Genomic DNA, 20365 nt, shown 5'->3' with positions numbered 1-20365 from the left:
CACACAAGACAAATTAAGAAGTTAAATATATTTAGCAAAGGAGATTATTTAGATATGAGAAATCTAAGTATGATGACTGACTACTATGAATTGACTATGAGCAACGGCTATTTTAAGAAGAATATGTCCAACACCGTCGCCGTATTCGACCTTTTTTTCCGTCCCTATGACGAGAGTAGCTATTGCATAGCCGCCGGACTCGAACAAGCCGTAGAATATATTATGAATTTACACTTTTCTAAACAAGATATTGAATTTTTACGCAGTACTAATGAAATGTCGAAGGAATTTTTAGAATATTTAAGTAATTTTAAGTTTTCGGGCAATGTTTACGCCGTAGAAGAAGGGGCGGTTGTTTTTCCCTACGAACCCGTAATTACAATAGAAGCGCCAATTATCGAAGCTCAAATTATAGAAAGCGCTTTACTTAATATTGTCAACTTCCAAACTTTAATTGCAACTAAATCGGCAAGAGTTTGTCGTTCGGCAGGAAATGGTAGCGTACTTGAATTTGGTTTAAGACGAGCGCAAGCCCCAGATGCTGCAATTTATGGCGCAAGAGCTGCCGTAATCGGCGGTTGCAGTAGTACGAGCAATGTGCTTACTTGTCAAATGTTTAACCTTACTCCAAAAGGTACTCACGCTCACAGCTGGGTAATGTCTTTCGATAACGAGCTAGAATCGTTTAGAGCTTACGCCGAACTTTATCCAAACAACTGTATGTTGCTAGTCGACACTTACGACACCTTAAAAAGTGGCGTTCCTAACGCAATTAAAGTATTCGACGAACTTAACCAAAAAGGTATTCGACCCGTTGGCATAAGACTGGATAGCGGAGACTTAGCTTATTTATCCAAAAAAGCTCGCGCAATGTTAGACCAAGCAGGTTACCCCGACGCAAAGATATTTGTTAGCGGTGACCTTGACGAATATGTAATACAATCGCTAAACAATCAGGGCGCAAGAATTGACGTCTACGGCGTTGGCACAAGACTAATTACAAGCAACGAAACACCAAGTCTAGGCGGTGTTTATAAACTTGCGGCATTAAAAGTTAACGGCGAATATATACCAAAAATGAAAATTTCGGACAATCCTATTAAAATTACCAACCCTTGTAGAAAGACGTTTTATAGATTAATCAGCAAGGTTACAAATAAAGCTCTTGCCGATATCATTTGCGTATATGACGAAGTAATCGACGAAAACAAACCTTTAATAATTACTCACCCCGCCGAACGTTGGAAAAGACAAATTGTCAGCGACTTCTATCTAAAACCAATGATGAATACGATTATTTCTAATGGCAAGCTTGTTGTTAAATTGCCCGACATATATAAAATTAAGCAAAAAGCCAAAGATAACCTTGCTCAATTTTGGGAAGAACATACCCGTAATGTTAAGAGCGAAATTTACAAGGTAGACCTATCAGACAAACTGTATAATATTAAGACAGAATTTATTACTAAGAGTAGAGAGGAAAACATTTGAGAATAACTTCACGAAATAATAAACGAATAAGTAGGGTAACTGCGACTAAGACCCAAACCGTTAGCCCAAATAATTTAATTACCGTAACCACAACGCCCAATATTGATTTTACCGTAGTAAGCGATATTGACAAGCAATCAGTAAAAATAACAAAAGTTGAAAAAGGCGTAACCACAACTCATTTAGTAGAACTTAGCGAATTAACCCAAGTCAGTCAAACGCTAGAAGAACTTTGTCAAGAAATTCTTGACGATTAATCAAACATAATTTACCTTTAACAAATCAATCTTTTAATAAATTGAGAAATATTAAATTAACCATTAACCGCTCAAAATATATTTTGAGCGGTTATTTGTAGCTAAATTAGCTTGTTTACTATAATAATTACCTTTCTTATTATAATTTTTTTGGCGGTTCAACTCCGTCTTTTTCGCCAAGTTGTTTAATTATTTGATGCGTGCCAGTAGCCGAAAGACCGCTTGCTCCGCCTACGATAATCGCTACTACTATATTGTTTGCCGAAATAAGTTCGGGCGCAAGGTAGTAGCACAAAACGCCCATAATCGAGCCTATTAGCGCTGACAGTAAAGGTACAAACCTTAAAAATTTTACATCGCTGTTAAAAGTATATTTCATTAAGTTAATAACCCAATATACTATGGTTGCTATCGCAGGTACTCCTACAATTTGAAGGTATTCCATAAATTCTCTCCTATCTGTTTATGTAAAATTTACCTAGACAGATAAAGTTCTTTAATATAATATATTCTTTGATTGTCAAATCTAGTAACCTATTTTTTGGTTTAATTTTAATCTTATGGCAAAGTATATTTTATATAACTTGCATTGACACTTGTATATATTCGTTATATAATTAATTAGGTAATCAATAAAGGAGAATATATATGAAACAAAGTAAATTATGGCTATCTATAACTTCTACTGTCATTTCGGTGTTTAACGTGCTATGTTTTTATGCCATACACTCAATGTGGTCAGGTATTATTGCAATTTTAGGCAAGGCTTCGCCTTATATCATAATTGCTTTAATGTTTCTAATTGCAGTAGCAAGTCTAATAATCTTGCTTTCCGGTAAGAGATACTTAATACCTACTATTATTTTCAGCGTGTTGACGTTGTTCTTTTTTGTTGTAGAGTGCTATATAATAAGCGTCGCATACGACAGCTACAAATATTTTTTGCGTGAGTTTGCAATAGCCTTTGGTTTTACGGCATTGATTGCTTTGCTTGTATTTCTTTTATTCTATTATCCTAAGACCAAACTTGCAAATAGTAGAATATTTAAATTTGTTTTAGTTTTTGTTTTAGTTTTTGGCATTTTCTTTGGATATTTTGGCATTATTCCTAATCAATTTGAGACTACGCCTGTTGTATACGCAGTAGAAGAAGAATATCAAATTGTATTTATAACTAGCGCAAAGAGTACGGCGTGGGTTAAAGTAGGCGACAAAGAGTATAACGCTACCTATGCAGGTTCAAGAACAAGTCAAGACCGAGTTCATAAAGTATGCGTGCCTATGGAGGAGCTAGACAATGCAGGCGGATATACTATTTTTTCTCGGGCAATGATATTAAGAGGACCTTATAGCGCAATGCAGGGCGTTACCATAAGTCAAGAATATAATTGGCGTGGTATCGATACCGAAAACGGCTTAAACTACTATGTTTTAAGCGATACTCATACCGAATATAGGCAAGCTATTAAGGCTGGCAATTTCTTTGGCGATAAGTTAGACTTCCTAATTTGTTGCGGAGATACGGCTAACTGGCTTGATACTATCGGCGACGTTGTCTATGGGCTTAGAGTTATGGGCGGAATTACTAGGGGCGAAATTCCCACTGTTTACGCAAGGGGAAATCACGAAACAAAAGGTTTAATTGCCGACGAATTATATAAATTTGTAGGTTCGGTAAATCAAAACTTCTATTTTACCTTTAAAATGCAAAATATCTGGGGAGTTGTGCTTGACTTAGGCGAGGATCACGGCGATAACTGGGCGGAGTTTTACGATTCTTCTAGATTTGACCAATACCGAGCCGATCAAACCGAATTTTTAGACACTATTCTTGATAACAAAGACGACGAATTTGACGCCGAAGGTATTGATTATCGCATAGGAATTTGTCATATTCCTATTACTTTCAAATATGCAAAAGACCACGCAGGCAAAGTCAAAGATAGTTGGATTGAAAGGCTTAATCAAATGAAATTGACTATGATGTTTGCCGGACATAGACATCAACTAATGTATGTCGAGCCAAATGCCGAACCAAATACCCCTTTATATTTGCAAGAAGCCTACGCAGGGTATACTTCAACTAAGCCCGAAGGCTATACTACAAACGCATCTTTTCCGCTTGTGATGGTTTCACGAAAGAGCAACGTACAACAAATTGACGTAGGCGACAAATTCTTTGAGAAATACTTTATCGGGCTTGCGGTAACTAGCGATGGAACAAACACAACAATGAGATTTACTACAAAAGACAATCAAATTGTAAGCATTGTTTCGCCTTGGATAAAAGATAAAGTTTACGGCAGTCAAATAGTAGTGCCAAATAAATAATTTGTTAAATTAATTTTATAATACTGGTAATATTCTACCGCTTAAATATTTTAGGCGGTAGATTTTGTTGTTAAATAAATTGTAATTAAATTAAAAGAATATTAAAGATTTATTTAAGCGGGGGATATTTCTTCTTGCTTATAGTTAGGCAGTTGTGGTAAAATTAGTAATATATTTTATTACGTTAGATAAAAGCGGGGGGAGAAGATTATGACTGACAACTTGCGTAAAAGCGGAATTTTAATGCACATAAGCTCTTTGCCTAGCGATTACGGCATAGGTAGCCTAGGTAAGTCCGCCTATAATTTTGTAGATTTTTTAAATTCGTGCGGGCTTAAACTGTGGCAAATATTGCCCCTTGTGCCTACTGGATATGGCGATAGTCCGTACCAATCTTGTTGCAGTTATGCCTTTAATCAGTATTTTATCGACCTTGATATTTTAGAGAATATGAACTTGCTCACCAAAGAAGATATTTTAACTGCGACAAATAATGTTGAACCTATCGACTACGAATTTCTTTATCACAACCGTTTTAATTTGCTTTTTAAAGCGTTTACTAGATTTAAACCCAGCCAAGAGTACGCCGACTTTTTAAAAGTAGGCAAATATCATAATTATGGCGTATTTATGTCCATTAAACAACATCATAAGGGTATTAGTTGGGATAAATGGGGGCTACAATACCGCAATAGGGACAGCGTCGCTTTAAGCCAATTTTGTCTTGCGCAAAGTAAAAACATAGAATTTTGGGAGTGGACGCAATACATTTTTCTTCAACAATGGTTTGCTCTTAAAAGTTACGCTAATAATTTAGGCGTTGAAATTATCGGCGATATGCCTATTTATGTATCTTACGATAGCTTAGAAGTTTGGGAAAATCCTCAAATGTTTCTACTCGACAAAGAGAGAAAGCCAACAGTAGTCGCAGGCTGTCCGCCCGACTATTTTAGCCAATCCGGGCAACTTTGGGGAAATCCTATCTATGACTGGGAATATATCAAACAGACAAACTATAAGTGGTGGATAGACCGAATAAATAACGCTTTAAAACTTTTCGATTATGTAAGAATAGACCATTTTAGAGGGTTTGCAAATTACTATGCAATTCCATACGCAGAAACTACCGCCAAATGCGGTAAATGGCTTGTCGGCGTAGGTTTTGACCTATTTAAAGACTTGCTTGATAAAAAAATTATCGCCGAAGATTTAGGGCAAATTGACGACGATGTAAAAGAGCTTGTTAAACAAACGAATTATCCTAATATGAAAGTTCTTGAATTTGCCTTTGATAAAGACCCTGCAAATTGTCATAAGCCTACAAATTACAATAAAAATTGTGTCGTATACACCGGCACGCACGATAATGCGCCTTTGGCTCAATTTATTAAGGAACTAAGTGACAAAAAAGAGTTTTACAAACAGCTTAAACTTCAATGCGAGGCGCTAGGCGTTAAATATAGCTCTAACGGTTATAAAAATACTATACAAACATTAATTAATCTTGCTTACGCTAGTCGTTCAAATATGGTGATTATCCCCTTGCAAGACTTCTTATGTCAAGGTAAGTCAAGCAGAATGAATTTACCTTCGACATTGTCTTGTTTAAATTGGAGTTATCGAACGCATAAAAGAGATTTTTCGGCAAATTTAAGCGAATACATTAGAAATATTAGCCAAAAATACAATAGATAAAACGTTCAATTAATCTATCGCTGTAAAATTTATAGGCTTTTAATTTGCTACGCTTATATTGCAAATTTAATTCGATTATGCTATAATAAAAAAGTTGGTCGGGACAAATTTGCAAATATTTATAAGGTCTGTTGACAAATAAAAGGAGAATTAATGCTTGTTTTAGTTACGGGTTTTACGCCTTTTGGCAAAGAAGTAGTCAACCCTTCTTACTTAGCCGTAAAGAATTTACCTAGTGTAATCGAAGGGGCTAACATTATTGTAAGAGAGATTACTACCGACTTTTCACGTTCTTTTGAAGAACTTAACGCTTTAATATCTCAATATAATCCCGATATAATTATAAATGTTGGACAATCTGGCAATAGCAAGGCAATAGCGATTGAAAAAGTTGGACTAAACTATAAAATAAAAGAGAATGTAGGCGATGCCGACTATTTAATTTTTGGCGGACAAACGGCGTATTTTGCGACTTTACCAGTTGAAAATATTGTAGAAGCTATTAAAAAAGCTGATATTCCCGTTGTTTTGTCGCTTTCAGCAGGTTCGTATGTTTGCAATAGCGTCTTATATAGATTGCTTCAACAAAATAAACGCTATATCAATGGTTTTATACACGTTCCTTATATAAAAGAACAAGTCGTAGATAAACCTAGCGCTCCCTACATGGAACTTAGTCTTATGACTAATGCGATTGAAATTGCAATAAAAGAAAGTATTATTTACTACGCAACACTTAAATAAATATATTAGTTGCTATAAGGAGTTACAAATGTTAAAGAGCGATGCTAAATACAAGGCATATTGTCATATACTTAGTAAAGAACTTGTCGCAGCCTTTGGCTGTACCGAACCTATTGCGTTAGCTTACTGCGCATCTGTCGCTAGGGAAACGCTAGGCAAACTACCCACAAAGTGTAGTTTATCTGTGTGCGGTAATATCATTAAAAATGCAAAAAGCGTGGTTGTTCCCAATACTAAGGGGCTTAAAGGCATTAAAGTTTCGCTTGTAGCCGGACTAATCGCAGGAAATTTCAGCGATAAACTTGAAGTTCTTTCTCATATTAACGACGGGCAACGCCAAAAAATAGATGAATATTTGCTCAAAGACAATATTTCTATTTCTCCAAGTTCTTCTTCTAAGCAACTTTATATCGAATTATTTGTACAAGACGACGAACATTGCGCAAAAGTAATTTTAGCCGACCTTCATACTAATATAATTAGGGTAGAAAAAGATAATAAAGTTGTATTCTCGCTTGACGAAAAAGAACAGCAAGAAGTTTATTGCGAAGAATATGGGCTACTTAACATCGAAGACATAGTAGATTATGCAAATACTCTTGACGTTGAAGATATTAAAGAACCTATTAGCCGGCAAATAGAATATAATACGGCAATTTCTTATGAGGGTATAAATAATAATTATGGCGCAAATATAGGTAAAATTGTATTAAGTACTTGCGACGACGTTCTATTTAGGGCTATGGCTATGGCGTCTGCCGGTAGCGACGCGCGTATGAGCGGTTGCGAACTACCCGTAATAATTGTTTCGGGAAGCGGTAATCAAGGTATGACGGCAAGTCTACCTGTAATTGAATATGCAAAACATTTAAATGCAAGTCAAGACAAATTATTTAGAGCCTTAGTAGTTTCTAATTTAGTTACAATACATCAAAAGACAGGCATAGGCAAATTGTCGGCGTATTGCGGAGCAATCTCAGCTGGTATCGGCTCGGCATCAGGCATAGCTTATTTAATTGACGGCGACACCGATACTATTGCGCATACTATTGTAAACGGACTTGCAATATCTAGCGGTGTTGTTTGCGACGGAGCTAAACCCTCTTGCGCAAGTAAGATAGCGGTAGCAATTTACTCTGGTATTTTAGGATACAATATGTATAAACAAGGTCAACAATTTTATGCAGGCGACGGGCTTGTAACTAAGGGTGTAGAACAAAATATTAAAAATATCGGGCGTCTTGCAAAAGACGGAATGCGTGAAACCGACAAAGAAATAATTAAGATTATGACCGAATAAACTTGTCTAAGCAATTTGTATATTGTTTTTTAAAACATTTTTATATAATAAATTAAGCTCGACTAAATTTAGTCGAGCTTTTTTCTCGCAAGATACGTAGAAGAATAGTAATAGACACAGCTAAAAATATAGCAAAGTCAAATTGACAAGATATACCGCATTGAACGCACTTTTGGTAGGACAAAGGACAAAAAATCTTGCGTTGTATACGACCAAAAAGCTAATTCTTCTTAACCTATATTAAATTTGCAAGGCTAAAAATTACTTTAAATATAAAAAAACGACAATAAATATTGTCGTTTGCTATTGGTGCCGATGGCCGGACTCGAACCGGCATGAAGTTGCCTTCGAGGGATTTTAAGTCCCTTGCGTCTGCCATTTCGCCACATCGGCATTTAAAAAAACTAACCTATCGCCATATAAGTAAGGGCAATAGGTTTGCTTTTGGAGGCACCACCCAGATTCGGACTGGGGTTGAAGGTTTTGCAGACCTCTGCCTTACCACTTGGCTATGGTGCCAACTATAAGTGGGGGACAATTTAATTGTGGAGCGGGAGACGGGACTCGGACCCGCGACATTTGCCTTGGCAAGGCAACGCTCTACCACTGAGCCACTCCCGCATTGCTATATTAGCCTTGATAGTTTATCAAATATTTGCGTAAAAATCAAGCATTTTTATCATTTTTTAATAAATTCTTTTTAATATTTTATGTCGTTAATGATTACAGCGTATACGGTGTTGCATTATCAATATATGCGAGTATCATAAGATATGCTACTCGCATATTTAATTATTTTTTGTCTAGGTAAAAGGTAAATATATTTGCAAAATTTAAGCGTCTATGTTAAAATGACTATATTATACTTTTTGTTTTTTAAAGGATAAATAAATTTACCATCGCTTCAATATCAAATTTGTCGTAATTTAGTTTTTTTGATATTGCATTAGGAGAAAAATGGATAATTTTTACATTTCAACAGATAGTACTTGCGACTTGTTTGTCGACGAAGTCAAGCAAATGGGGCTAGACTATTTGCCCTTGACTTTAACGGTAGAACAAAATGGCATACACTTTGTAGACGATAATTTTACCGAGTATCAACAATATGTCAACTTCTATAACCTTCTTAGAAAAGCTATACCGGTTAAAACTTCTATGAATAATTTTGAGAAACATAGAGAGTATTTTGCCAGCTTAGCCGAGCAAGGACATAATAATGTAATACACTTTACAATTTCTTATGGTCTTGCCCCTACGATGGACGTAGCTAACCAAGCGATTGAAGAAGTCAAAAAACAATACCCTAATTTTTGCGCCAAAGTAATTGAGAGCCACACAACAACGGTTGGTCAAGGTATGCTAGTCAAGATTGCTTATGATATGCAACAAAACGGCAAAACAATGCAAGAAACGGTTGATTATGTTCAAAATATCAAACACCATATACAACACTATGTAATTGTAGATGATTTATTTCATCTTAAACGTGGCGGTAGAGTGTCGGGCGCAGCCGCAATGATAGGCACTGCAATCCAACTCAAAGTTGTGCTTACCTTTGACAAAGAAGGCAAGCTTAAAGTTATTAAAAAAGTTATTGGCGGTAGAAAAAATGCGATTAAAGCTATAATTGCCGAAGGTAAAAAGTTTACGCTTGCAAAAGACAACCGTATGGTCGTTGTTCACACCGACAATGTTTTGGGGGCAAACGAACTAGCTAGCGCCCTCGAACTCGAATACAAATTCCGCCCTTCAATACGCATTATGGGACCTACAATAGGGTGTCACGTAGGGCCTAACGCAATCGCTTATATTTTTCTAAGCGAGCAGGAAAGAAGATAGTGAACATATATTTTTGCGGTTCTATTAAGGGTGGCAGGCAGAAAGTAAGTACTTATGCGGTTATGGTAGAAATTTGTAAACGTTACGGCGTAGTTTTGACCGAACACGTTGCAGATTGTAAATATGTAACTGGCAAAAGTTCGCCCGAACAAGTATACGAACAAGACGTTGCCTGGCTTGACCAAAGCGATATTGTAATTGCCGAAATTACAGTTGCCTCGCTTGGCGTTGGGTTCGAAATAGCTTACGCCCAAGCAAAACATAAACCTATTTATTGTTTTTACGAGCAAGGCTTAGATATTTCTTGTATGATTAAAGGAAATCCTAACTTAATTTGTTTAAGTTATGTTTCAAACGAACAATTAAGTCAACAACTAAACGATATTTTAAAAGGAGCAAGCAATGCCTAGATTATATTTTAAATATGGCACTATGGGCAGTAGTAAGTCTGCGCAAGCGTTAATGTGTAAATTTAATTACGAGCAAAAGGGTATGAATGTGCTTTTACTCAAACCCTCTCTTGACAGTAGAGATAATATTGGCGAGCAAGCCTATGTTAAATCTAGAATAGGACTAGAAAGTCCTTGCTATACTTTTAATCCAACCACCGACGTTTACGTACAATTTTTGGAATTAACTAAGCAACTTGGCAAATTTGACTGCGTTATCGTCGACGAAGCGCAATTTTGTTCGAAGGTTCAAGTAGAACAGTTTAAACAAGTTACACGCAGTGTCCCCGTACTTTGCTACGGCTTAATGAGCAATTTTAAGAGCGAATTATTTGAGGGTAGCAAGCGTATTGTCGAACTTTGCGATAGCATACAAGAAATTAAGTCAGTTTGTCGTTGCGGAGCAAAAAGTACAATCAATGCGCGTTTTATCGATGGAAAAGTAGTTGACGACGGCCCGATTGTATTTATCGGCGGAGACGAGTCCTATGAGAATTTGTGTTATTGGTGTTGGAAAAAGGAACTTGCCAAAGCTAAAAAACAAAATCAAGACAAATAGTTTTTAAAATATATAATTAATCTTGTTAAAAACAATAAATCCTTTTTACAAAGTATTAAAATTTAATATACATAAATATTTAAAAAGAACGGTATAAATTACCGTTCTTTTTAAATAAAATATCTTCTATATTTATTAACTTTAAATATTCTTAACTAAATATTTTTATAATTCTTATCTTAATATATTCTTCTTATCAGTTTAGTTTTATGTATTTATTTAGTTTTTACTGATAATTAGTTTTCTACGCAACCTTCAACCGCAGTAGAAATGTTTTTACAGCGTTTAACAAGGGCAGAATTTGCTTGTGTTTCGCCGATAGCGTTAGTTTTGCGTTTGGAAATCTCTTTTGCCTTAATATCTACGGTAAGTCTACACTTAATTGTATTAATCTCAATATTGTCGCCGTCTTGAATTATACTTAAAATACTGTTTGCGATTGTTTCGGGCGTAATGTGACCAACTGCAAAACCTTGATAGAAACTGCAAATTCTTGCGTCGGTAATTATTGCCACGTCTTTATCTAATCCAAGTCCGTGTAAAAGAGCCATAGGTTGAATAATTTGACGCATACCATTGCCCGATTGAATACCTTCGTTACGCAATACTATTACGGCGCCTTTTTTTATTTCACGGTCAAGAATAGCGTAAGTAAGCGATTCTTCGTTTTCGTACACCTTTGCCGTTCCATTAAAGATAGGTGTTTTTCCGTCAAATTTAAGTAGAGCGCCCTGCGCTATATTACCGCTAAGGACTCTAATAAACGAGGTTGGGTTAACAGCTTCTTTTGCCGTTCTAATAATTTTGTTATCTTTGATAGGGGCTTGAAATACTATTTTAGACATAGGCTTGTTAAGATAAGTTAGGTAGTCGCAATTAATTAACGCAAGCGAACTAAGTTGAGCTAGTACGGCGTAAACTCCGCCTGCGTCGCAGAGAAGTTCGACAAAGCTACGATTGCCACTACTGGCAAAAAGAACAGGTATCTTCTTGCTAAGTAAATCTACTGTGTTAAAATTAATTGTGTCTATTCGCCAATATTTTTTTATCTCATTTGCAAAGGCTAGTAAATGCAGAATATTTGAACAACTTCCGCCGACTGTAAGGTCGTAGACTAGGCAAGCCGTAAGAGAATTTGCGTTGATAATTCTACTGGGCGTAAGGTCGTTTTTTATCATTTCTAGGACTATTTGACCGCTCTTGTAGGCAAGGTCAAGGCGTGTTGAGCAATAAGACATAACCGTACTATTGCCCGATACAGCCAAACCTAGAACCTCTAACATACAGTTGATGCTGTTAGGTTCGTAAAGTTCGCAATCTATGCCGGTAAAAAGGGGCTTAGTTTGCTCAATTTTCTTGGCTTGGTCAATGTTTATTTCGCCATTTTTTATTTTGCCAACAGCGGTATACCAGTAGTTATAACCGATGTGTTCGTCAACCAAACTCTTAATCGGCGCCATCGTACCACCGCTTACAAATATACACGGAAGGTTAATTCGTATAGCGCCCATAAGCATACCAGCAACGGCTATTGAGTTAGAAGCGACAAAGACAAAGGCGTCAAAAAATTTGTTGCTTGCAAGCATTTCAATTTGATTAGCGATAGAGTTGCGAAGTAAAATTTCATATTTTGCTTGTTCTGTGCCATAAATTGTCGAATCGCAAAAGGTTGAAACGTGCATAATTTTAGGAATACCGCCATTGCTCAACACGCCTTCGCACACTCGTTTAGTTACCATTTCAAGAGTATTGTTAGATAGGTCCGCCTCGTTTTGAGTTGAAATAATAGCTATCGTAGGTTTGTCAAGCGGTATATTAAGCGCATTAAGCGCTGACCTAATATGCAGTTTGTCAATACCTTCATAATATTCTTTTTTCATAATTTCTACCTTTTGTATTATTTGTCTATATAATTTTAATGTATATTTGTTCTAATGTCAACATAGTTTGCGACACTTTTTATTGTATATTTTAGATTAATTAGCGCAAAATAGGTCTAGCAAGATATTTTGGAGGTGTTTTATGGTTAAAAAAGTTGTTATATGCGGTGTAAATACGGCGGAATTGCCAAAAATATCCTATAAAGAGTCTTTTGAGATGTTAAAACAAATAAAGTCGGGCGATAATGAAGTTCGAAAACAATTTATAATATCAAATTTAAGGTTAGTTTTATCGGTAGTTCAAAGATATACGGCAAGAAGCAATAATCTAGACGATTTATTTCAAGTTGGTTGCGTAGGACTTGTCAAAGCAGTCGACAACTTCAACATTGACTTAAACGTCAAATTTAGCACTTATGCCGTGCCTATGATAATAGGCGAGATTAGACGCAATTTAAGAGAAACAAATAGTATGAGAGTTTCAAGGGGCATAAGGGATACGGCGTATCAAGTTATGTTTGCAAGAGAACTTCTTGAACAGCAAAGTAGCGACGAAATAGACCTCAACAATGTATCGCAAGCCCTAGACCTACCTATTGAAAAAATAACTTACTGTCTTGACGCCATAAACGAACCAATTTCGCTCTACGAACCCGTTTATAGCGACGACAAAGATTGCCTACTTTATGTCGACCAAATTGCCGACAAGTCCGGAAACGACGATGTTTGGATAGATAACGTTACGCTTAGTCAAGCTATAAAAAAATTAGGCGAAAGAGAACAAAATATTTTGCGACTTCGTTACTATGAAGGAAAAACTCAATGCGAAGTATCAAAAGAAGTTGGAATTTCTCAGGCGCAAGTTTCTAGATTAGAAAAAAACGCATTTTTAGAGTTAAAACAATATATGTAGTCGATAAATCGCTTAAATATGTATTTAAATTATAAATACAGTTTATAAGTAATATTTTAAAGAAAAAGCTTGTTTACAGTTTATAAGTAATATTTTAAAGAAAAAGCTTGTTTTTTGTCATATAAAAACTCAACTCAAACTAAACTTATAATAACAAATATTAAGAGGTTATTAATGGATATTACCTATAACGAGCTAAGAAGTAAAGAAGTTATCAACGTTACCGACGGGCGAAGGCTAGGAAGAATATGCGATATAGTAATAAGTAGCGAAAATTGCGTAATAAAAGGCATAGTTGTGCCACAAGAACGCAAGGTTTTTCGTAGCAAAGACGATTTGTATATTCCGTGGACGCAGGTTAAACGTATCGGCGACGACTGTATACTTGTCTATGTTACAAGCAAGCAGTTTGAATGTAACTCAACTCCGCCAAAAAATCCCAAAGGCAAACATTTTTGCGACTACATTATCGACGAAGACTAAATATACGCCTTAAATTATAAACAAGGTTGAATGGCGAAGAAGTTAAAACAATTAATCTTTTAAAAAGTATTTTAGCTAGTTAAATATTTGACTAGCTAATTTTAATTTAAGAAACACTATTTTGTATAAGTAGTTGCTACTTTTATCTTTTTTTGGTATAATATTTCTATGTTACAAGAAATTAAAATTTTAAATCGTACTTTGTTATCTGATGCGATAGCAAAAAATACCGAGTTAGGCTTTTTCCAAATTGTTAAAGTAATTAACAATCGCAATGTAAAAGTCAATGGTAGGCGTATTGGCGAAGACGTTTATGTCAACACTGGCGACATTATCAATATCTACATTAAAGATAGAGAAAAAGATAATATCGAGATTGTTTTTCAAGACACAAATATTCTTGTCGCAAACAAAATGGCAGGAATTGAAGTTGAAGGCGAGGACAGTTTGACAACTCGTCTTAACGCTCAACTTGACGAAATTACAGTTAAAGCCGTTCACAGGCTTGACCGCAACACTATGGGGTTAGTTTTGTTTGCCTTAAACGATGTTGCCGAAAAAGAACTGCTCAAAGTGTTTAAAGATAGGGAACTTGACAAACAATACTATTGTCTAGTTAGCGGACAACCCAAAAAGAGCGAAATTCTTAAAGATTTTTTATTTAAAGATAGCAAAAAGAGTCAAGTATATGTTTCTTCAACCCAAAAAGTTGGATATTCGCCGATAGAAACACATTACAAATTTATTAAACGCAAAGGCGAACTGTCTTTGCTTGACGTAACGCTAGTTACAGGACGTACACACCAAATAAGGGCGCACCTGGCTTTTCACAATTTACCAATAGTTGGCGACGGCAAATATGGAGTCAATGCCATTAGTAAGAAGTACAAAGTTAAACAACAAGCCTTATACTGTTACAAACTTACTTTTCACTTTGAGAAAAATTCTCCGTTGCATTATCTCGACTCCACAGTCGTAAAAACCGATATTGACTTGTTTGACCTAGTCACTTTCTAGTTTAAAGGAAATTATATGAAACCATTAGTAGCTATTATTGGCAAACCTAACGTAGGCAAGTCAACATTTTTCAATAAAATTAGCGGTAGCCGAATTTCAATCGTCTTAGACACGCCGGGCGTTACTCGTGACCGCATATATTCGGACGTAGATTGGCTAGGGCATCAATTTACTATTGTAGATACGGGCGGTATCGAGTTAAAATCTACCGATACAATGCACACGCATATAGTTAAACAAGCCGAACTTGCTATTGAAGTTTGCGATTGTATTTTATTTTTTGTCGACGGCAGAAGCGAACTAACAGCCGACGACTTTGACATAGCAAGCTTACTTAGACGTTCAAAAAAGCCGGTATTGCTTGTAGTCAACAAAATAGACGACTTCTCTACCCTTAACTTATGCGATTACTACGGCTTAGGTATGGGCGAGCCTATACCAATTTCTGCCGAACAAAAGCTAGGTCTAGGCGAACTTCTCGACAAGGTTCTTGAACACTTGCCTAGCGTCGAGCCTGTTGACACGGTAGAAAATGTTAAAGTAGCCGTTGTTGGCAAACCTAACGTGGGCAAATCTTCGCTTGTAAACAAATTGCTAGGTTACGACCGTTCAATAGTTACCGACATTGCAGGCACAACCCGAGATAGCATCGATACAAGAGTGACCGTAAACGGCAAAAATTACACTTTGATTGACACCGCAGGTATTAGGCGTAAACGTTCTATCGAAGACTCGACTATCGAACAATATAGCGTAGTTCGTTCGCTTGCCTCAATTCGTCGAGCCGACGTTTGCTTAATTGTAATTGACGCTTCTAGCGAAATATCCGAACAAGACGTTAAAATAGCCGCATATTGTCACGAACAAGGCAAGCCTAGCGTAGTTGTTATAAATAAATGGGATACAATCGAAAAAGATTCTAACACCGTAAATAAATTTAACAATCAGCTTAAAGCCGACCTTGCTTTTATGGATTACTTTATCGCAACCACTACTTCGGCGCTTACCGGACAAAGAGTTAGCAAACTGTGGGAGCAAATTGACTACGTCTTTGCTAAGGCTAATTTTAGAGCTACGACAGGTCTACTTAACGATTGTATTGGCGACGCTGTGTCGTCGGTAGAACCTCCAAGTAAAGCCGGTAAGAGGTTAAAGATTAAATACGCTACCCAAGTTAGCGTTTGTCCGCCTACCTTTGTAATATTTGTAAATACGCCTACGCTTATGCACTTTTCTTACAAGCGTTATTTAACTAATTATTTGCGTAAGACTTTTGACCTTCAAGGTACTCCGCTTAGAATAGTAATTAGAGGCGGTAACGAAAAGGACGAATAATTTTTGTTTTAGCTAATTTTGTTTAAACTTTAATTATTCTAAGACTTACCAGACAATATCTAACAATTTAAATATGTTTTATTACTTATCGGCATATTTTAACAGCCTTAATTATTTAAGGCTGTTTTTTCTTATTTGTTTTAGATTTTTTTATAATGTAGTTCTATATTTAACTTTTGCCTACATAAAATTAACAAGTGATAAGTTATTTTTGGGAGGGTTGACAAATGCAGTATGATATATACCAAGATATTGCAAAGAGAACTAAGGGCGATATCTATATAGGCGTGGTAGGTCCGGTAAGAACGGGTAAAAGTACCTTTGTTTCGCAATTTATGGAGAAGGTCGTTTTGCCAAAAATTAGCGACAAGGCAGACCTTGCCCGAGCTACCGACGAGTTGCCACAATCTGCCGAAGGCCGAACGATTATGACAACCGAGCCTAAATTCGTGCCGGCGCAGGCTGTTCGACTGACAATCGGCGAAAAAATGCAGGTAAACGCCAAACTAATTGATTGCGTCGGCTATTTAATTGACGGCGCTATGGGACACGAAGAAAACCAACATTCAAGGCTTGTAAAAACTCCGTGGTCAAAGGACGCTATGCCATTTGAACAAGCCGCCGAAATAGGAACTAAAAAAGTCGTGCAAGACCACAGCAATATTGCCGTAGTTGTAACAACTGACGGCACAATTACCGACATAGCTAGGCAAAATTATGTTTCTAGCGAAGAAAAAGTTATAAAAGAGCTTAAAAATTTAGGCAAACCATTTATTGTTTTGTTAAACAGTAAACGCCCGCAAGACGAAGCGTGCCAAAATTTAGCAAATCAACTTCGACAAAAGTATAATGTTAACGTACTTTGCGTAGATTTAATCAATATTACTACTAAGCAAATAGAAGAAATTTTAGAAAAAGTTCTTGAAGAATTTCCAATTAGAAAACTTGCGATTAGCGTTCCTAAGTGGATGCAAACTTTACCGCCTAGCCACCCTTTAATTTGTAGCATTATTGACAAACTTAAAGCTTGTGTTGCTTCAATGCGTAAAATGAGCGACGCTAATAGCTTTACAAGCCAATTTATCAGCGACAGTCAACTTGCGCAAATCGACGTAGACAATATGAATATGGGCGATGGAACGGTAAATTATGCCGTCAAAGCCGAACCAAAGCTATTTTATGATTGTTTAAGCAAACAAGCCGGAAGAAGCATTGACGACGAATTCTCTTTAATGTCATTTGTAACCGAATGCGCCTATGGCAAACAACAATACGACCATATTAAAGACGCTCTCGACTCGGTTAAAGCGACCGGATACGGCATAGTTATGCCACAAGTTGAAGAAATGGAATGCGCCGAACCCGAAATATCTAAGTCAAATGGTAGATACGGCGTCAAACTCAAAGCCATTGCGCCAAGTTTGCACATTATGCAAGTCGACGTTTCAACCGAAGTAAATCCGCTTGTAGGCACTCAACAACAAAGTCAGTATTTGCTTTCGCAATTTGACAACAATCCAAAGGGAATATGGGATACAAATATGTTTGGAAAGAGTTTGTCTAGCCTTGCAAGGGAAGGTTTGCAAACGAAATTGATGTCAATGCCAGTCGAAGCGCAAGAAAAAATCCGCAAAACCGTCGGCAGAATTATTAACGAAGGCAGGGGCAGTCTAGTATGTATTCTGCTATAAGCAAATAGCCTCCAATAAATAAAAGAAGGACGGTGAAAAGTTCATATTTTCCCGTCCTTCTTCTATTATAATGTCTTATCTTTTTCAAAAATTAGCACTTCTATTTTATTGTCTTATCTTTTTCAAAAATTTGAAATGCAAAAAATTTAAATATTTTGTAATTTAAAATTTAAGTCCTATTGTGTAATCGACCGGCATAGCAAATATTATACCACTATTTGGTTGGTCAAGTTTTCCAACGATAGTTTCGATTGCCGAAAGAATTATTTTTTCTTTAACTTCGTCGGCGATAAAAATTAATGTCGAGGTATCGTCGTATTCCTCGTCGTTAAGCAGTTGATGCAAAGAGCCAAATATAGGTAATTCGCTAATCTTTGCCATTTGTTTTGCCATACCTTTGCTATTTATAAGAGTACCGCCGGTTATACCGTTAATTTCTAACTCATTGAGCAAGGGGGTAAGCAAACGTTGATTTTTAAGTACGAAAAAAATTGCTCTCATATATGCTCTCCTTATGATTTGTTATAGCTATTAATAGAAGTATAACACTAAAAAGTCAAATGTCAATATACTTTTAAATTACTCTCGCAAAGTTTCTTTTTAAGTTGACAAATTCATACGTATACAATGCGCAATTAATTGTTATAATGATAGTGTAAAAGCAAAGCTTGTAAAGTAAACAGTAAACAAGAAAGTTAAAAAGGTTTTTGTTATTGTATCACTTGACAAATTTTAAGCGTACATATATAATGAAAGAAATAAATACTCCGGTAGGTAAGGTTACCAGAGGGATACGGGTTGCTGCCGCAAACAAGTGGAGACACTTATCGCAGGTTAGCAGACAATGTCGAAACCAAGGCATAGTCTAATGCAACTTCATCGCCCTTTGATACTAAAGCTTGTATGGTGGTAATACGTTTTTAAGTGTATTTTGCCTTTTAATTTGCTTTTAACCTTGCCTTTCGGCAGGGTTTTTGTTATATTCAGGAGGTGAAAATATGGAAGAATTGTTACAATTAATCGAAGAGAAGAAATTTGCCCAAGCTCGACCTAGACTAATTTGTTTGCAAGCGGCAGATATCGCCGAGATTATTACCGACGTTGATGCCCACAGTCAAATTATACTTTTTAGGATATTGCCTAAGGAGCTTGCCGCAGAAACTTTTGTCGAGTTAGATAGTCACATTCAAGAAATGTTGATTAAAGGCTTTACCCGCCCCGAACTTAAAGCTGTATTTGACGAATTATTCGTAGACGACTTAGTAGATATTATCGAAGAAATGCCGGCTAACGTAGCAAAACGTATTATCGCCGTAGCCGACGAACAAACAAGGCAAGAAGTCAACGAACTTTTGAAATATCCTTCTTCTAGCGCCGGCGCAATAATGACAACCGAGTTTGTCAGCCTTAAATCTACAATGACGGTAGCCGAAGCTTTCGAGCGTATTCGCATAACAGGCATTGACAAAGAAACCATATATACTTGTTACGTCACCGACCAACAAAGACACTTAATGGGGCTGTGCACTATTCGTTCAATGGTGCTAGCAAATATGAACGACTTAGTTGGCAAGATTATGAATACTCAAATAGTCTATGCGAATACTTTTGAAGATAAAGAAGAAGTCGCAAAGAAGCTTGCAAAATATGGTTTTGTGGCATTGCCGGTTGTTGACAACGAGCTTAGACTTGTAGGCATAGTAACTGTCGACGACGCTATGGACGTACTAGAACAAGAAGCGACCGAAGATATCCATAAGATGGGCGCATTACTTCCTAGCGGAGAGTCTTATATGAAGACTCCAATTATCAAGCAATTTGCCAACCGCATAGTTTGGTTGCTTATACTTATGGTTAGCGGTATTTTAACCGGTCTAGTTATTACTCATTACGAGAATGTCTTTGTTGCCTTACCCTTAGTAGTAGCCTTTATTCCTCGCCTTATGGATACCGGTGGAAACTGCGGGGCTCAAAGTAGCACATTAATTATTCGAGCTCTCGCCTTAGACGAGGTAGAGCCAAAAGACATATTTAAAATTATGTTTAGAGAATTTTGCGTAGGCGCATTAGTAGGACTAACCCTTGCTATTGTCAACGTTCCTATTATATGGATTATGTACGCTCACAAAGTCGCTACAAGCGCTCAGGTATGGTTGCTAACGCTTGCTTTTGGAATAACGCTATTTATCGTAGCAATCTTTTCAAAATTGTTAGGCTGTACTTTACCTATACTTGCCAAAAAATGTAAACTCGACCCAGCCTTGATGGCGTCGCCAATAATTACCACAATAGTAGACGTTGTATCGGTATTGCTATACTTTATGATAGTTCAAGGCATAGTTCTTCCCGTAATGTAAAAGCTTTACGCTACTTAAAAC

At 36.5% G+C, this 20365-nt stretch carries 18 protein-coding genes, 3 tRNA genes and 1 riboswitch; of the genes, 15 read left to right on the top strand and 6 right to left on the bottom strand.

Annotation, left to right across the window (positions count from 1 at the left end):
• Nucleotides 1-54 precede the first annotated feature (54 nt).
• On the top strand, nucleotides 55-1491 hold the full coding sequence (locus RR062_01585) for a nicotinate phosphoribosyltransferase (GenBank protein ID MEG2026404.1): 1437 nt from the start codon (nucleotides 55-57) through the stop codon (nucleotides 1489-1491).
• Nucleotides 1488-1748: a hypothetical protein gene (locus RR062_01580; protein MEG2026403.1), complete on the top strand. Its 261-nt coding sequence runs from the start codon at nucleotides 1488-1490 to the stop codon at nucleotides 1746-1748. Before RR062_01585 ends, RR062_01580 begins: the two co-directional genes overlap by 4 nt.
• A gap of 139 nt (nucleotides 1749-1887) precedes the next feature.
• Here the strand turns inward: RR062_01580 and RR062_01575 are convergent, their stop codons facing one another.
• Entirely contained in the window at nucleotides 1888-2193 is a 306-nt protein-coding gene (locus RR062_01575) for a hypothetical protein (protein ID MEG2026402.1), read from the bottom strand.
• Nucleotides 2194-2396: 203 nt separating this feature from the next.
• Between RR062_01575 and RR062_01570 the strand changes: the two genes are divergently transcribed.
• From RR062_01570 to RR062_01555, 4 genes are all read left to right on the top strand, one after another.
• Nucleotides 2397-4079: a metallophosphoesterase gene (locus tag RR062_01570; GenBank protein ID MEG2026401.1), complete on the top strand. Its 1683-nt coding sequence runs from the start codon at nucleotides 2397-2399 to the stop codon at nucleotides 4077-4079.
• 210 nt (nucleotides 4080-4289) lie between these two features.
• Nucleotides 4290-5774, top strand: coding sequence for a 4-alpha-glucanotransferase (malQ, locus tag RR062_01565; GenBank protein MEG2026400.1), 1485 nt, complete (start codon nucleotides 4290-4292; stop codon nucleotides 5772-5774).
• Nucleotides 5775-5927: 153 nt separating this feature from the next.
• Nucleotides 5928-6518, top strand: a complete 591-nt coding sequence (locus RR062_01560; GenBank protein MEG2026399.1) for a pyroglutamyl-peptidase I — start codon at nucleotides 5928-5930, stop codon at nucleotides 6516-6518.
• Between the two features lie 28 nt (nucleotides 6519-6546).
• Nucleotides 6547-7818: an L-serine ammonia-lyase, iron-sulfur-dependent, subunit alpha gene (locus tag RR062_01555; GenBank protein ID MEG2026398.1), complete on the top strand. Its 1272-nt coding sequence runs from the start codon at nucleotides 6547-6549 to the stop codon at nucleotides 7816-7818.
• Nucleotides 7819-8125: 307 nt separating this feature from the next.
• On the opposite strand, the gene RR062_01550 is transcribed toward RR062_01555, so the two are convergent.
• From RR062_01550 to RR062_01540, 3 genes are all read right to left on the bottom strand, one after another.
• Nucleotides 8126-8211, bottom strand: a tRNA-Leu gene (locus RR062_01550).
• Between the two features lie 52 nt (nucleotides 8212-8263).
• A tRNA-Cys gene (locus RR062_01545) sits at nucleotides 8264-8337 on the bottom strand.
• A 27-nt stretch (nucleotides 8338-8364) separates the two neighbouring features.
• Nucleotides 8365-8439 (bottom strand) — tRNA-Gly (locus RR062_01540).
• A 336-nt stretch (nucleotides 8440-8775) separates the two neighbouring features.
• Between RR062_01540 and RR062_01535 the strand changes: the two genes are divergently transcribed.
• The 3 genes from RR062_01535 to RR062_01525 are packed head-to-tail and all read left to right on the top strand — an operon-like array spanning nucleotide 8776 to nucleotide 10668.
• Complete coding sequence (locus RR062_01535; protein MEG2026397.1) at nucleotides 8776-9660, top strand: DegV family protein; 885 nt, start codon at nucleotides 8776-8778, stop codon at nucleotides 9658-9660.
• Nucleotides 9660-10070 (top strand): nucleoside 2-deoxyribosyltransferase, encoded by a 411-nt coding sequence (locus RR062_01530; GenBank protein ID MEG2026396.1) that lies wholly within the window; start codon nucleotides 9660-9662, stop codon nucleotides 10068-10070. Before RR062_01535 ends, RR062_01530 begins: the two co-directional genes overlap by 1 nt.
• The gene (locus RR062_01525; GenBank protein ID MEG2026395.1) at nucleotides 10063-10668 is read left to right on the top strand and encodes a thymidine kinase; all 606 of its coding nucleotides are present in this window, start codon (nucleotides 10063-10065) and stop codon (nucleotides 10666-10668) included. The genes RR062_01530 and RR062_01525 overlap by 8 nt, the downstream gene beginning before the upstream one ends.
• A 236-nt stretch (nucleotides 10669-10904) precedes the next feature.
• Here RR062_01525 and RR062_01520 read toward each other — a convergent pair whose 3' ends face one another.
• Complete coding sequence (locus tag RR062_01520) at nucleotides 10905-12548, bottom strand: dihydroxy-acid dehydratase (protein MEG2026394.1); 1644 nt, start codon at nucleotides 12546-12548, stop codon at nucleotides 10905-10907.
• 142 nt (nucleotides 12549-12690) lie between these two features.
• Here RR062_01520 and RR062_01515 point away from each other — a divergent pair, with 142 nt between their 5' ends.
• From RR062_01515 to spoIVA, 5 genes are all read left to right on the top strand, one after another.
• Nucleotides 12691-13461 (top strand): sigma-70 family RNA polymerase sigma factor, encoded by a 771-nt coding sequence (locus RR062_01515; GenBank protein ID MEG2026393.1) that lies wholly within the window; start codon nucleotides 12691-12693, stop codon nucleotides 13459-13461.
• A 174-nt stretch (nucleotides 13462-13635) separates the two neighbouring features.
• On the top strand, nucleotides 13636-13944 hold the full coding sequence (locus tag RR062_01510; protein MEG2026392.1) for a YlmC/YmxH family sporulation protein: 309 nt from the start codon (nucleotides 13636-13638) through the stop codon (nucleotides 13942-13944).
• A 168-nt stretch (nucleotides 13945-14112) separates the two neighbouring features.
• A complete protein-coding gene (locus RR062_01505; GenBank protein MEG2026391.1) occupies nucleotides 14113-14961 on the top strand; it encodes an RluA family pseudouridine synthase in 849 nt (282 codons plus the stop codon).
• Nucleotides 14962-14976: 15 nt separating this feature from the next.
• A complete protein-coding gene (gene der / locus RR062_01500; protein ID MEG2026390.1) occupies nucleotides 14977-16296 on the top strand; it encodes a ribosome biogenesis GTPase Der in 1320 nt (439 codons plus the stop codon).
• Between the two features lie 227 nt (nucleotides 16297-16523).
• Nucleotides 16524-17987 (top strand): stage IV sporulation protein A, encoded by a 1464-nt coding sequence (spoIVA, locus tag RR062_01495; GenBank protein ID MEG2026389.1) that lies wholly within the window; start codon nucleotides 16524-16526, stop codon nucleotides 17985-17987.
• A gap of 162 nt (nucleotides 17988-18149) precedes the next feature.
• Here spoIVA and RR062_01490 read toward each other — a convergent pair whose 3' ends face one another.
• Nucleotides 18150-18488, bottom strand: coding sequence for a hypothetical protein (locus tag RR062_01490; GenBank protein ID MEG2026388.1), 339 nt, complete (start codon nucleotides 18486-18488; stop codon nucleotides 18150-18152).
• Nucleotides 18489-18746: 258 nt separating this feature from the next.
• Nucleotides 18747-18906, top strand: a riboswitch (M-box (ykoK) riboswitch).
• 79 nt (nucleotides 18907-18985) lie between these two features.
• On the opposite strand from RR062_01490, the gene mgtE reads away from it, so the two are divergent.
• On the top strand, nucleotides 18986-20344 hold the full coding sequence (gene mgtE / locus RR062_01485) for a magnesium transporter (GenBank protein MEG2026387.1): 1359 nt from the start codon (nucleotides 18986-18988) through the stop codon (nucleotides 20342-20344).
• The last annotated feature ends 21 nt before the right edge of the window (nucleotides 20345-20365 follow it).

The sequence above is a fragment of the Clostridia bacterium genome (assembly GCA_036654455.1).
Classification (GTDB): Bacteria; Bacillota; Clostridia; order Christensenellales; family CAG-314; genus JAVVRZ01.
The sequence above is the reverse complement of the archived record's forward strand: the minus strand, read 5'-3'. Positions and strand labels throughout refer to the sequence as shown.

Bases quoted from the DNA above. Each gene is read 5' to 3' on its own strand.
- RR062_01585 (MEG2026404.1), top strand. From the start codon at position 55: ATGAGAAATCTAAGTATGATGACTGACTACTATGAATTGACTATGAGC.
- RR062_01575 (MEG2026402.1), bottom strand. From the start codon at position 2,193: ATGGAATACCTTCAAATTGTAGGAGTACCTGCGATAGCAACCATAGTA.
- RR062_01570 (MEG2026401.1), top strand. From the start codon at position 2,397: ATGAAACAAAGTAAATTATGGCTATCTATAACTTCTACTGTCATTTCG.
- malQ (MEG2026400.1), top strand. From the start codon at position 4,290: ATGACTGACAACTTGCGTAAAAGCGGAATTTTAATGCACATAAGCTCT.
- RR062_01560 (MEG2026399.1), top strand. From the start codon at position 5,928: ATGCTTGTTTTAGTTACGGGTTTTACGCCTTTTGGCAAAGAAGTAGTC.
- RR062_01555 (MEG2026398.1), top strand. From the start codon at position 6,547: ATGTTAAAGAGCGATGCTAAATACAAGGCATATTGTCATATACTTAGT.
- RR062_01535 (MEG2026397.1), top strand. From the start codon at position 8,776: ATGGATAATTTTTACATTTCAACAGATAGTACTTGCGACTTGTTTGTC.
- RR062_01525 (MEG2026395.1), top strand. From the start codon at position 10,063: ATGCCTAGATTATATTTTAAATATGGCACTATGGGCAGTAGTAAGTCT.
- RR062_01520 (MEG2026394.1), bottom strand. From the start codon at position 12,548: ATGAAAAAAGAATATTATGAAGGTATTGACAAACTGCATATTAGGTCA.
- RR062_01515 (MEG2026393.1), top strand. From the start codon at position 12,691: ATGGTTAAAAAAGTTGTTATATGCGGTGTAAATACGGCGGAATTGCCA.
- RR062_01510 (MEG2026392.1), top strand. From the start codon at position 13,636: ATGGATATTACCTATAACGAGCTAAGAAGTAAAGAAGTTATCAACGTT.
- RR062_01505 (MEG2026391.1), top strand. From the start codon at position 14,113: ATGTTACAAGAAATTAAAATTTTAAATCGTACTTTGTTATCTGATGCG.
- der (MEG2026390.1), top strand. From the start codon at position 14,977: ATGAAACCATTAGTAGCTATTATTGGCAAACCTAACGTAGGCAAGTCA.
- spoIVA (MEG2026389.1), top strand. From the start codon at position 16,524: ATGCAGTATGATATATACCAAGATATTGCAAAGAGAACTAAGGGCGAT.
- RR062_01490 (MEG2026388.1), bottom strand. From the start codon at position 18,488: ATGAGAGCAATTTTTTTCGTACTTAAAAATCAACGTTTGCTTACCCCC.
- mgtE (MEG2026387.1), top strand. From the start codon at position 18,986: ATGGAAGAATTGTTACAATTAATCGAAGAGAAGAAATTTGCCCAAGCT.